Source organism: Alphaproteobacteria bacterium LSUCC0719 (assembly GCA_040839025.1).
GTDB lineage: Bacteria > Pseudomonadota > Alphaproteobacteria > Puniceispirillales > Puniceispirillaceae > UBA8309.
In genome coordinates this window covers 85,435-97,209 of the sequence record JBFPJN010000005.1, presented here as the reverse complement: position 1 = coordinate 97,209, position 11,775 = coordinate 85,435, and the positions used below count along the sequence as shown (strand labels likewise).

Below are 11,775 nucleotides of genomic sequence, written 5' to 3'. Positions count from 1 at the left end.
ATTCATCAGCGACGCCCGAACAGCCGTTCCACATCGGCAAGTGAAAGCCGAACCCAGGTCGGACGCCCATGATTGCACTGTCCGGAATTTGGTGTGTCTTCCATTTCCCGCAAAAGCGCGTTCATCTCGGCATCGTTGAGCCGCCGCCCGGCCCGCACCGACCCGTGGCAGGCCACTGTCGCCAGAACGTGTCCGATCTTGTCTTCCAGAACCTGACTGCCACCAAGCTCGACCAGCTCTTCGGCGATGTCGCTGACAAGGCGCGTTGCATCCGGCGTCCCGAGAAGAGCCGGGATGCCACGAACCAGAATACTGCCCTCGCCAAAGCCTTCGATCTCCAGCCCCAGCCCGGCCAGAAACCCAGCTTCGTCGAGAACCGCCTGCCGCTGATCGGATGGCAGATCCACAACCTCGGGGATCAGCAGCGCCTGGACCGCCACCCCATCGGCGGCAAGCGCCGCCTTCATCCGTTCCATCACAAGCCGTTCATGCGCGGCATGCTGGTCGATGATGGTTATGCCGTCGCGTGTCTCGGCAACAATATAGGTCTTGTGAAGCTGTGCCCGCGCCGCGCCGAGAAGCGTGTCGTCACCGACAGTGTCGTCTGCCTGATCTCCTGTTGATCGGGCGGTCGGCGGCATGTCACCGGCAAGCGAAGACTGTACCGGCTCTGTCAGCGGTGCCTGCCAGTCGGCAACCGGCCCGGCATAGGCTGGTGCCGGTGGGGCCGCAAATCCCCGGCTTCCGGCGCGCCCGGATCCGGAAAACAGCCGTGTTGCCGTCGTCGCGCCCTCTGCCGTTGTCTGCACCCCATGATCGCGAAGCTGTGCCGATATCGCCCCGACAAGAAGCGAGCGCACGCCCGACGCATCACGGAACCTGACTTCCGACTTCGCCGGATGGACATTGACGTCAAGAGCCGTTGCCGGCAGATGAAGGAACAGCGCCGCCATCGGATAGCGCCCACGCGGCAAGGTATCGCCATATCCGGCACGCACCGCCCCAAGCAGCGAACGATCCTGAACCGGACGGCCATTCACGAACAGGAAGATCGAGGCTGGTGTCGGCCTGTTCATTGTCGGCAGGCCCGCCAGCCCGCCAAGCATTGCCTCGTCCCGTCTGGCATCAATCACCAGCGCCTCGGCCCCGAATGTACGTCCCAGGACATCGGACAGGCGGCGCTGCAGACCCGTGTCGTCATCCGATTGCGGCGCCAGATCAAGAAGCGCCCTTCCATCGCCTTTCAGGGTAAACCCCACCCCGGGCCAGGCCATCGCAAGACGCCTTACGATATCAAGACAGCGCCCCTGCTCGGTGCGCTCGGTCTTCAGGAATTTCAGCCGCGCCGGAACCGCCTTGAACAGCTGCCGGACCTCGGCAGTGGTGCCGCGGGCAAGAGCCGCCGGTTGGGGCGGCGCAACGCGTCCGGCATCGACAGTGATCTGCCAGGCATGAGGCTCATCAGCGGTGACAGAAGTAATGGCAAGCTGCGACACCGCCCCGATCGACGGCAGGGCCTCGCCGCGAAATCCCAGAAACCTGATCTCGTCAAGCCGACTGTCGGGAAGCTTTGATGTGGCATGGCGCCGGATTGCCAGCGACAGGTCGGCAGGCGACATGCCATGCCCGTCGTCACGGACTATGATTTCGTCTATGCCGCCGCGTTGCAGCGTGATGTCGACGCGGCTGGCGCCGGCATCAAGGGCGTTTTCGACAAGTTCCTTGAGAGCGCTCGCCGGTCGTTCGACAACCTCTCCGGCAGCAATCTGATCAACCAGCGTGTCGGGAAGTTGCCGGATCCCGGACATATGGCTAGTTGCCGATCGTTACCGACTTGTCATCGAGAACGTCCAGCGCCGGCGATCCGCCATCGGTGGCGGACTTGCCTTCACGAATAGCACGGCGAAGCCGCTGATCCTCGGCGAATTTGTCAAGCACAGGCCCGATATCCGGAAGGCCGCCAAACAGGATCTGCAACGGGATGCGTCTTTCGAAACGGATGCCGTAGGTTTCCTCGTCAACAATTTCGCGGATGTTTTCGGGCACCGCGGCAAAATTGAACAGCTGCTCGTAATTGTCGGCCGCCCTGCCCTCGCTCGCCCCGAGAGCGGCGGCGGCAACCGACCGTGCATCGATCGGGCTGTCATTCGACGTGGCAGCCTTCGGCGCGGTTTCGGTCAGCTGTTTCGAGCTGGCAAAGAAATTCGGGGGCAGCGACAATGGGGGGCGGACAACCACCTCGAATTCATCAGGCGATGATTTTTCCTCGCCGATGGCCTTGCGAAACCCGGTGCATCCGCTGGCCGCAAGCCCGAACCCGGCAAGCAGGAGGCAGGTTACCGCCACACGACCGGCGCGGCGGCGTATCCGGGGATTGTTGTGGTCTGCACCAGCCAGGGCCGGATTGTTCGAATAGGTCATGTCGGTCCATTCTCTCGCTCGACAAACAGGCTGACGATCCACAACAACGCCCCGACAGTAATCGCGGCGTCGGCGATATTGAACGCCGGCCAATGCCATGTTTGAACATAAACGTCGATAAAATCAACCACCTTGCCAAAGCGAACACGATCCAGTGCGTTGCCAACAGCACCGCCGGCGATCAACCCGGCCCCAAAGCGTTCCAGTCGTTGAAAAGCCGGCGCCTTCCAGACCATCCATGCCGCCACCGCAAAAGCCAGCACAGTCAACAGCAGCGGCATCACGCCGCCGGCGTCGGCCAGCATGCCGAAACTGATGCCGGGATTCCAGACAGGCACGAAATTCAGGAACGGCAGGACTTCAACACGTTGCGGCGGATCGAAGATCCAGCCGAGCATCAGCTGTTTGGTCACCAGGTCGGCGACAAGCACCGCCAGCCCGGTCACCAGCACCGGACGGCGGCCATTCAGCCCTTGTGTATCGTCAGGTTCCTGCATTCACCACATCATCGCAGCGCTGACAGATTTCCTGACTGTCCGTGACCTCCGGCATGACCCGCCAGCACCGGGCACATTTGTCACCGCTGGCCGTGGCGAAGGCCACCGCCACATCCTTGACACCTTCCAGCCGAAAAGCGTCGGCAGGTGCCGCGTCGGTGCTGATATCCGCAGCCGAGGTGATGAAAAGACTTGCCGCATCCTCGCCCTCGAAGGCGGCCGCAAGATCGGCACTTACATGCACGGTCGGGGCCGCCTGAAGCGAGGCCCCGATGGCGCCGTCATTACGCGCTGTCTCAAGCGCGCTTGTCACCACCTGACGAACCTGCCGGATAGAGTCCCAGCGCGCGCCAAGCGCCGGATCAAGCCAGGCCGCGGGAATCGCATCATAGCTGCGAAGATGGACCGAGTTTTCCATGTCCTGAACCCGCGACTGCCAGGCTTCCTCGGCGGTGAAACACAGAATGGGCGCCAGCCACGCCGTCAGCCGTTCGAACACCTCGTTCATCACTGTCCGGCAGGCGCGGCGCTCGACCGAATCCAGCGCGTCACAATACAGGCGATCCTTGCGGATTTCGAAATAGAAGGCCGACAGATCGCTGTTGCACAGGGTGTGAAGCTCGGTGAAGATGCCGTGGAAATCATACCCTTCGGTCAGCACACGGATACGATCGTCAATCTCCGCCAGCCGGTGCAGAACCCACCGCTCGAGAGCCGGCATCTGATCATGACCCACGGCCTCGTCAGCGGTAAAGCCATCCAGCGCGCCGAGAAGATAGCGAAGCGTGTTGCGGAACCGGCGATAGCTGTCGGTTGTCCGCTTGATGATTTCCGGCCCAATCCGCAGATCATTGTAATAATCGGAACTGACCACCCACAACCGCAGGATATCGGCACCATTCTGGTCCATGATCTTCTGGGGCGTGACCACATTGCCAAGCGATTTTGACATCTTGCGGCCCTGTTCATCCAGCACGAAACCATGTGTCAGCACACCCTTGTACGGCGCAACACCGCGTGTCGCGCAGGATTGCAGCAGCGATGAATGGAACCAGCCACGATGCTGGTCCGAGCCTTCGAGATAGAGGTCGGCCGGGCTTGCCAGATCGTCACGTTCTTCCAGCACGAAGGCGTGCGTCGAGCCGGAGTCAAACCAGACATCGAGAATGTCGACGACCTTTTCAAAATCATCGGGATTGTAGTCCGGCCCGAGGAAGCGCGATGAATCCGAGGCGAACCAGCAATCAGCGCCTTCCTCGCGCATCGCGGAGACAACGCGGTCGATCACCGCCTGATCACGAAGCGGCTCGCCGGTGGCCTTGTTGACAAAGATGGTGAGCGGCACGCCCCAGGCGCGCTGGCGCGACAGGCACCAGTCGGGACGCTGCTCGATCATCGAGGTCAGGCGACGCTGGCCAGCCGGCGGATAGAAAGCTGTCTTGCCAAGTTCGGCAACGGCGGTGGCGCGAAGGCCATGCGATTCCATGGACACGAACCATTGCGCCGTATTGCGATAGACAAGCGGTGCCTTGGACCGCCAGGAATGCGGATAGGAATGGAAAAGCTTGCCGATGCCGATCACACCGCCATGTTCCGCCATGATCTCGGCGATCTTCTGATTGTCACGCAACACATGAAGGCCTGCAAAGACCGGCAGATGGTCCATCAGACTGCCATCCTCCGCCACCGTGTCGGGAAGCGGGATGCCATGTTCAAGATGCGCCAGTTCGTAATCCTCGACACCGTGACCCGGGGCGATATGGACAAAGCCTGTTCCCTGCTCGGTGGTGACATAATCGGCAAGCAGCATCGGCACGTCATGGTCATAGCCATGCTCATGCATCGGATGACGCGAGACCGTGCCTTCGATATCGGTGCCTTTCAGTGTCGCCAGCGTTTCGGTTTCGGCAATGCCGATGGCGGCTGTCACCTCGGCAACAAGATCCGTCGCCAGACAGATCACATCACCCCTGGTCGCCAGCGCCCCCTCGTCCAGCGCGGTGATCCGCAATACCGAATAGTCGATGTCGGCACCGCAGGCCATCGCCCGGTTGCCCGGCATGGTCCAAGGGGTCGTTGTCCAGATAACGATGTTCGCACCTTCCAGCGCCGGATGGCTTGGTGTCTGCACCGGAAAGCGCGCATAGATGGTGACAGAGGTATGATCCTGATATTCGATTTCCGCCTCGGCAAGCGCCGTCTTCTCGACCGGTGACCACATCACCGGCTTGGCACCGCGATAGAGGCTGCCATCCATCACCAGGCGTCCCAGTTCGCCGGCGATTGTCGCCTCGGCTTCAAAGGCCATCGTCGTATAGGGGTTGTCCCAGTCACCAAGCACACCAAGGCGCTGGAATTCATCGGACTGCACGGCAAGCCAGTGGGCGGCGAAATCACGGCATTCCTGACGGAATTCCTTGACCGGCACCTCGTCCTTGTCCTTGCCCTTCTTGCGGTATTGCTCCTCGATCTTCCATTCGATCGGCAGACCATGACAGTCCCAGCCAGGTACATAGTTGGCATTCTTGCCAAGCATCGACTGTGACCGGTTGATGACATCCTTGAGGATCTTGTTCAGCGCGTGGCCGATATGAAGCTGCCCGTTGGCATAGGGCGGACCGTCGTGAAGCACGAAAAGTTCGGCATCGGCGCGGGTTTCGCGAAGCCGCCTGTAGATATCGATCTGCTGCCACTGGGCCAGGATTTCGGGTTCTTTTTGTGGCAGGCCACCCCGCATTGGAAAGTCGGTCCGCGGAAGGAACACCGTTTCTTTGTAACTCATCGCAAGCTGTCTCGCTTTCCAATCATCTTGTCCGGCAGGCTCTGACCTGGCGGCTGGTCTATTCAGGCTGTCTGTCTGATGGGGGGCAGAAGGGCCCGCGCCGCGCGGGCATCCTTTGCAATCTGGGCCGTCAATTCATCAATGCCGGTAAATTTGCGCTCGGGGCGGATAAAGGATTTCAGGCCAATGGCAAGCCGGCGTCCATAAAGGTCGGGCTGCTGGTCGAACAGATGCGCCTCGCACAGCACGCCGCGATCCTCGACTGTCGGTCGCACGCCGATATTGGCCACACCATTGCCGAGAAGCCGGAATGGCTGGCCCGGCGCCGCGTCATAGATCTGAACCGCATAGACCCCGAAGGCCGGATGCAGCAGATTGCCGAGCGGGATGTTGGCTGTCGGAAACCCGATGGTGCGACCCCGCTGGTCGCCAAGCTGCACAACACCCGTCACCGACCAGTCATGGCCCAGCATTTCTGCCGCACGCTCCGGTTCACCATCCTGAAGGGCGGCCCGCACACGGCTTGATGTGATTACGGCGCTGTTGGGATCGGACAGCAACGGCACAGCGGTGGCGCTGATGCCGATACCGGCACCAATGTCATTGATCGTTGCGATATCCCCGCCACGCCCGCGACCAAAGGCAAAGTCCGACCCGGCAAACAGCGCCTTTACGCCCAGCGCCGGCAGCACCGATGTAACAAAGCCCGCGGCATCGGTGCAGCGCAGATTGTCATCGAATCTGACATGGATGATCCGGCTGACACCAAGGGCCGAGATCAGCCTGTCCTTTTCCTGCCTGTCGGCAAGGTGGAACGGCGCGTCATCCTGCCGGAAAAATTCACGAGGGTGGGGATCAAAGGTGACAACCGCCGAGGCAAGGCCATGCGCCCGCGCCGCTTCGATGGCAGACGAGATCACCTCGGCATGCCCGCGGTGGACACCGTCGAAATTTCCGATTGCGGCAACCAGCTCCGGCCCACCCAGAGGGGGGTGGCCGACACTCCAGTCGATGGTTTCGCAGTTTTGATTGTAGCTAGGATCCATGGCGCGGCACTATATCGTGCAACCTGCCCGAATATCAACGCTCGAACGTGCTTTAATTTCTGCGTCGGCAGAACCTGTCAGGCTGACGGAAGAGACCGGAAGCTGCCAGCTGTCGGGCGAATTGCCGCTCCGCCTCCAGCAGAGGTTGGCGATGACAGGGGCCGCGTCTATACTTCACACCAAGGGCGTCCGGTGCAGATGATCAATCCGGGGCATCCGATTTCGCAACTGCAGGGTCGCGGCATGAACGACATATCTCTCAGCACACTTTCAGACAGTCTTGGCGTGTCGACATTGTTGACCGAACAGACGCTGACCCTGGCCACCGAATATGGGCTGAACTTTCTGGCGGCACTGATCACCATCATCATCGGCGTGTGGGCGTCGCGGCGGTCCAGTGCGATGCTTCGCGACTGGCTGACAGGATCAAGCCGCTTCGACAAGACGCTGGCCCCGATCCTGGCCGCGCTTGTGCGGTATCTGATCCTGACGCTTACTGTCGTCGTTACCCTTGGCAATTTCGGGGTTGAGACAACATCGATCATCGCCGTTCTCGGTGCCGCCGGCCTTGCCATCGGCCTGGCCCTGCAGGGTACATTGTCGAATGTTGCCGCGGGGCTGATGCTGCTGTTTCTGCGGCCTTTCAAGATCGGGGACTGGGTCGAGGCTGCCGGCGTGTCCGGGTCGGTGCGGGAAATCGGTCTTTTCACCACCATCATCGACACATTCGACAATGTGTATATCAGCGTGCCGAATTCGGCCATCTGGACATCCAATATCATCAACCATGCGCGCTATGGCACAAGGCGGCTCGATCTTGATATCGGCGTCAGCTATGACAGCAACCTCGACGAGGTCGAGGCGGCGATGATGGAACTTGCCGAGGATGCCCGTGTCCTGGCGGATCCGGCACCGCGATTCCTGGTTGTCAGCTATGGCGACAGCGCCATCAATGTGCGGCTTCGCGCCTATGCGGAATATGATGATTTCTTTGATCTTTACTGGGACCTGAACCGCAGGCTGAAAGGTGTTCTCGATGCGCGGGGAATCGATATTCCCTTCCCGCAACGGGTTATTCGCCATATTGGCGACGGTTCCTCGCCAGCGGAGGGTGACGAGGGTTATGACGGATGAACCAATCCTGAAAGTTACCCGCGAAAGCCTGGCTTCTGGCACCATCATGAAAATGGCGAATGAGCGCAATGACGGTGCTGTCGATATTGCGTCTGAAGACGAACTTTACGCCTCGCGCCGCCAGCTCGTCCCGGATGATGCCGATTGCTCCGACATCTGGATTTTTGGCTATGGCAGCCTGATTTTCAATCCGGTGATCGACTATGTCGAACAATCACCCGCCCGCATATATGGCAATCACCGGCGGTTCTGCCTGTGGACACGGCTTGGCCGTGGATCGCCCGACTGTCCGGGGCTGGTGCTGGCGCTTGACCGCGGCGGCAGCTGCACCGGGGTTGGGTTTCGGCTCAATCCCGAAACGGCGATTTCCGAGCTTGATCTGCTGTGGCGTCGCGAGATGATCACCATGGCCTATCGCGCGCGGTGGCTGACGCTGCATACCCCGCAGGGTCACAAATCTGCGATCGGATTTGTCGCCAGACCGGAACGACCGAATTATGCCGCCCCGATGTCGATCGAGGATGAGGCTGGCGTGATCGCCGCCGCAAGCGGCTTTATCGGGCCATGCCGCGACTATCTTTTCGATACGGTCGCAGCGCTTCGCGAGAATGGCATTTCGGATCCGCATCTGGAAAATCTGACACAACATGTCAAGCAGAGGCTTGCCAGTGACGGGGGGGTCGGTTAGTACCGTGGCTGGAACATGCGAGTGTGGCGGAATTGGTAGACGCAGTGGATTCAAAATCCACCGCCCGCAAGGGCTTGGGGGTTCGAGTCCCCCCACTCGTACCATCACCCTGCATCATCTTTCAGGGCATCATCTCTCAGGGATTTGACCGAGGCCCGTGATGACATCACTCTGGCGCTACTGCAAAGACCGGTATGACAATGTCATAGGCATCGCCGGGACGGCTGCCGCCGAACGTCTGATGTGGCTGTTTGCGGTGCTGGAATCGATCATCATCCCGATACCCGTCGACCCGCTTCTGGTCGCCACGGTGCTGGCCAGACCTGCGGCATGGATCCGGCTGACCGCTGGATGCACCATCGCCTCGATCATTGGTGGCGGGCTTGGCTGGGCGCTTGGTGCGGGTCTTGGTGTCGGCATCGAACAGATCCTGGCCATGCTGCCACATGTCATTGCCGCGCCGGAGAAATTCGCCGCCGTTCAGGACGGGTTCGTCACCTTTGGCATTATCCTTGTCTTTATCGGCGCCTTCACCCCGCTTCCCTACAAGGTTATCGCCGTCAGTGCCGGAATTGCCGGCTTTGCGCTGGTGCCATTTCTTGCCACCTCGCTTGTCGGTCGCGGCCTGCGCTTTGCCATTGTTGCCGGCATTGCCCGCCACCATGGCGATGCGCGCATTGTCATGGCCCTGCTCAGCACACTTGTCTTTCTGATTGGAGGCGCGCTGTGGCTGGTCCATTGACACCTGCACCCCGCCCTTCGCTTGGTGCCGAACTGTCGGTAATCCTGGCGCCCCGAAACGGGCTGATCATCTGCGCCGGTATCTCGGTCGCACTTCTGATCGGGGCTTTCCTGTTTGAATATGTCGGCGGCATGGCACCCTGCAGCCTGTGCATCTGGCAACGCTGGGCGCATGTCGGGGTGATCGCCGCCGCCGGTATCGGGGGTTTGATGCTGCCAGCCCGTATAGGCCTGCTTGGCGTCGCCGCCGCCGCGCTGGCAAGCTTTGCCGTGGCCGGCTATCACGCCGGGGTCGAATGGTCACTGTGGGACGGACCGACAGGATGCACGGCAAATCTGGCGTCGGGGGCGAATATGGCGGATCTGGTCGACCAGCTTCTGGCGACGCCTGTTGTCCGCTGCGACGACGTGCCATGGTCCCTGTTCGGACTCTCGATGGCAGGGTGGAATGCGTTGTTCAGCCTCGATATCACCGCTGTGGCGATACTGGCTTACATCTTTGGTGGACGCATAGCGAGACAGACATGACGGAATTTTCCAGACCCGTCGCCGGGCGGCGCGATATCGAACGGTTCCTGCGGGTTGATCATGCCGGCGAGCGGGCCGCACAACAGATCTACCGCGGTCAGCTTGCGGTGCTGCGCAACCACGCCACCGGCCCACAGATCCAGCATATGATGGAACAGGAAGTCGAACATCTCGAGGCGTTTGAATCCCTGCTGAATGAACGCCGGGTGCGACCATCACTTTTCGACCCTGTCTGGGGCGCGGCGGGCTTTGCGCTCGGCGCGGTAACAGCGGCGATGGGGCCAAAGGCCGCCATGGCCTGCACGATTGCCGTTGAGGAGGTCATTGGCGAGCATTACGCCAAACAGGCGGACCAGCTTGGCGACGAGGAAGCAGAGCTTCGCAGCACCATTTCAAAGTTTCGCGATGATGAGCTGGAGCATCGTGACATCGCGGTCGATCATCGCGGACGCGAGGCCATGTTCTATGCAGCACTGAAAGCGGTGATACAGCAAGGGTGCCGCACCGCCATCAAGATCGCCGAACGGGTCTGATCGAAAGGCCGGCGGCCCCGCGGATCACGCCGCCGCTCAGCTCTGCTGAAGTTCGGAATCCCAGTACAGATAGTCCCGCCAGGACTCATGGAGATAGTTCGGGGGAAAGCCGCGGCCATTTTCCTGCAACTGCCAGATATTGGGTGCCGCCGGGCGTTCCAGCGGCATCATCCCGCATTGTTCCGGCAGCAGATTGGCCTTGCGAAGATTGCACGGGCTGCAGGCCGCCACAACATTTGTCCAGGTCGTGCGCCCGCCGCGTGACCGCGGTACGACGTGGTCAAAAGTCAGGTCGGCGGCGGCATGGCCGGTGCCACAATACTGGCATGTAAATTTGTCACGCAGAAACACGTTGAAGCGGGTGAAGGCCGGGTTGCGCATCTGCGGCACATATTCCTTCAGCGCGATCACCGACGGCAGCTTCATTTCCATTGAAGGCGAGCTGATCGAAAAGTCATACTCGCTGACGATCGTCACCCGGTCGAGACACACCGCCTTGACCGCGTCCTGCCAGGACCAGAGTGACAATGGAAAGTAATTGAGCGGGCGGAAATCTGCATTCAGGACAAGAGCCGGTGCGAAACTGCCTGCGTTCATCATGTCCCCCGTGTGGTTCAACCCTCACCAACCACCAGCAAAACATGTCAGCGCCAGAAAGACAAGTCTTCCACTATATATTGCGCACCGCGACACAGTGGCCGCTAAATATTGCGGAAGACTGACGGGTCGGCCGGCAGCTGCCGCGACCAGATCGTCAGTCGGGCAGATGTATGGCCAGGAAATCGATTGCCTGTGTCAGCGCATCCGGATCGATGCCATGTCCCAACCCCGGACGTGTCACGCAGGCAGCCTCGATGCCATGCGTTGCCAGAATCTCCGACGCGGATCCCATCATGGCAAAGGGTACCACCTGGTCATCGGTGCCATGAACCAGCATCACCGCTGGCCGGCCCTCAATATCCGCTATATCGCCAACGCCGAGAAGCGCGCCCGAGAAGCTGACAACAGCCTGTGGCCGGTCGGCCATATGCAGCCCGCAATGCAGGCTCATCATCCCGCCCTGTGAAAATCCAGTCAGCGCCACAGCCGTCATATCAAGCTTCAGCTCAGCGATCGCGGCTGCCACCGCGCCTTCGATCACCGCTGCCGCGGCGGCCGGACCATCGGTTGTATCGGCAAGGTCAAACCATTGTCTGCCCATCGGGTTCATCGAGCATGGATCGGGTGCATTGGGAATGAAAAAGGCCGCACCCGGAAAGCGAAGCGACATCGGATAGGCAAGGTCCGCAAGGTCACTGGCATCGGCCCCCCAGCCATGCATGATGATGATCAGGCTCGACGGCATGCCGCCGCGCGCCGGTTCATTGAAATGGCCGTTCAGCCCGCCAAAGCTCTTCATCATCAT

The 11,775-nt window shown here is 60.7% G+C and carries 12 protein-coding genes and 1 tRNA gene; 6 read left to right on the top strand and 7 right to left on the bottom strand.

The features are described from left to right. Nucleotides 1–5 precede the first annotated feature (5 nt). The 5 genes from mutL to AB3X55_10320 form a co-directional block, all read right to left on the bottom strand. Entirely contained in the window at nucleotides 6–1,808 is a 1,803-nt protein-coding gene (gene mutL, locus AB3X55_10340; protein MEX0503981.1) for a DNA mismatch repair endonuclease MutL, read from the bottom strand. Nucleotides 1,809–1,812: 4 nt separating this feature from the next. Continuing rightward, nucleotides 1,813–2,421, bottom strand: a complete 609-nt coding sequence (locus tag AB3X55_10335; protein MEX0503980.1) for a DUF3035 domain-containing protein — start codon at nucleotides 2,419–2,421, stop codon at nucleotides 1,813–1,815. Next, on the bottom strand, nucleotides 2,418–2,918 hold the full coding sequence (gene lspA / locus AB3X55_10330) for a signal peptidase II (GenBank protein ID MEX0503979.1): 501 nt from the start codon (nucleotides 2,916–2,918) through the stop codon (nucleotides 2,418–2,420). The genes AB3X55_10335 and lspA overlap by 4 nt, the downstream gene beginning before the upstream one ends. Then, nucleotides 2,905–5,700, bottom strand: a complete 2,796-nt coding sequence (ileS, locus tag AB3X55_10325; protein ID MEX0503978.1) for an isoleucine--tRNA ligase — start codon at nucleotides 5,698–5,700, stop codon at nucleotides 2,905–2,907. The genes lspA and ileS overlap by 14 nt, the downstream gene beginning before the upstream one ends. A 62-nt stretch (nucleotides 5,701–5,762) precedes the next feature. Continuing rightward, the gene (locus AB3X55_10320) at nucleotides 5,763–6,746 is read right to left on the bottom strand and encodes a bifunctional riboflavin kinase/FAD synthetase (GenBank protein MEX0503977.1); all 984 of its coding nucleotides are present in this window, start codon (nucleotides 6,744–6,746) and stop codon (nucleotides 5,763–5,765) included. Between the two features lie 243 nt (nucleotides 6,747–6,989). Here AB3X55_10320 and AB3X55_10315 point away from each other — a divergent pair, with 243 nt between their 5' ends. From AB3X55_10315 to AB3X55_10290, 6 genes are all read left to right on the top strand, one after another. Continuing rightward, complete coding sequence (locus AB3X55_10315; protein ID MEX0503976.1) at nucleotides 6,990–7,880, top strand: mechanosensitive ion channel family protein; 891 nt, start codon at nucleotides 6,990–6,992, stop codon at nucleotides 7,878–7,880. Continuing rightward, a complete protein-coding gene (locus tag AB3X55_10310) occupies nucleotides 7,870–8,568 on the top strand; it encodes a gamma-glutamylcyclotransferase (GenBank protein MEX0503975.1) in 699 nt (232 codons plus the stop codon). Before AB3X55_10315 ends, AB3X55_10310 begins: the two co-directional genes overlap by 11 nt. A 17-nt stretch (nucleotides 8,569–8,585) precedes the next feature. Beyond that, nucleotides 8,586–8,672: transfer RNA gene (locus AB3X55_10305), tRNA-Leu, on the top strand. Between the two features lie 56 nt (nucleotides 8,673–8,728). Further along, the gene (locus AB3X55_10300; protein ID MEX0503974.1) at nucleotides 8,729–9,310 is read left to right on the top strand and encodes a YqaA family protein; all 582 of its coding nucleotides are present in this window, start codon (nucleotides 8,729–8,731) and stop codon (nucleotides 9,308–9,310) included. Further along, nucleotides 9,295–9,837 (top strand): disulfide bond formation protein B, encoded by a 543-nt coding sequence (locus tag AB3X55_10295; protein ID MEX0503973.1) that lies wholly within the window; start codon nucleotides 9,295–9,297, stop codon nucleotides 9,835–9,837. The genes AB3X55_10300 and AB3X55_10295 overlap by 16 nt, the downstream gene beginning before the upstream one ends. Next, on the top strand, nucleotides 9,834–10,370 hold the full coding sequence (locus tag AB3X55_10290) for a demethoxyubiquinone hydroxylase family protein (GenBank protein MEX0503972.1): 537 nt from the start codon (nucleotides 9,834–9,836) through the stop codon (nucleotides 10,368–10,370). Before AB3X55_10295 ends, AB3X55_10290 begins: the two co-directional genes overlap by 4 nt. Before the next feature lie 36 nt (nucleotides 10,371–10,406). On the opposite strand, the gene AB3X55_10285 is transcribed toward AB3X55_10290, so the two are convergent. Further along, on the bottom strand, nucleotides 10,407–10,967 hold the full coding sequence (locus AB3X55_10285; GenBank protein ID MEX0503971.1) for an HNH endonuclease: 561 nt from the start codon (nucleotides 10,965–10,967) through the stop codon (nucleotides 10,407–10,409). A gap of 157 nt (nucleotides 10,968–11,124) precedes the next feature. Beyond that, on the bottom strand, nucleotides 11,125–11,775 hold the full coding sequence (locus tag AB3X55_10280) for an alpha/beta hydrolase (protein ID MEX0503970.1): 651 nt from the start codon (nucleotides 11,773–11,775) through the stop codon (nucleotides 11,125–11,127).

Bases quoted from the DNA above. Each gene is read 5' to 3' on its own strand.
- mutL (MEX0503981.1), bottom strand. From the start codon at position 1,808: ATGTCCGGGATCCGGCAACTTCCCGACACGCTGGTTGATCAGATTGCT.
- AB3X55_10335 (MEX0503980.1), bottom strand. From the start codon at position 2,421: ATGACCTATTCGAACAATCCGGCCCTGGCTGGTGCAGACCACAACAAT.
- lspA (MEX0503979.1), bottom strand. From the start codon at position 2,918: ATGCAGGAACCTGACGATACACAAGGGCTGAATGGCCGCCGTCCGGTG.
- ileS (MEX0503978.1), bottom strand. From the start codon at position 5,700: ATGAGTTACAAAGAAACGGTGTTCCTTCCGCGGACCGACTTTCCAATG.
- AB3X55_10320 (MEX0503977.1), bottom strand. From the start codon at position 6,746: ATGGATCCTAGCTACAATCAAAACTGCGAAACCATCGACTGGAGTGTC.
- AB3X55_10315 (MEX0503976.1), top strand. From the start codon at position 6,990: ATGAACGACATATCTCTCAGCACACTTTCAGACAGTCTTGGCGTGTCG.
- AB3X55_10310 (MEX0503975.1), top strand. From the start codon at position 7,870: ATGACGGATGAACCAATCCTGAAAGTTACCCGCGAAAGCCTGGCTTCT.
- AB3X55_10300 (MEX0503974.1), top strand. From the start codon at position 8,729: ATGACATCACTCTGGCGCTACTGCAAAGACCGGTATGACAATGTCATA.
- AB3X55_10290 (MEX0503972.1), top strand. From the start codon at position 9,834: ATGACGGAATTTTCCAGACCCGTCGCCGGGCGGCGCGATATCGAACGG.
- AB3X55_10285 (MEX0503971.1), bottom strand. From the start codon at position 10,967: ATGAACGCAGGCAGTTTCGCACCGGCTCTTGTCCTGAATGCAGATTTC.
- AB3X55_10280 (MEX0503970.1), bottom strand. From the start codon at position 11,775: ATGATGATGAAGAGCTTTGGCGGGCTGAACGGCCATTTCAATGAACCG.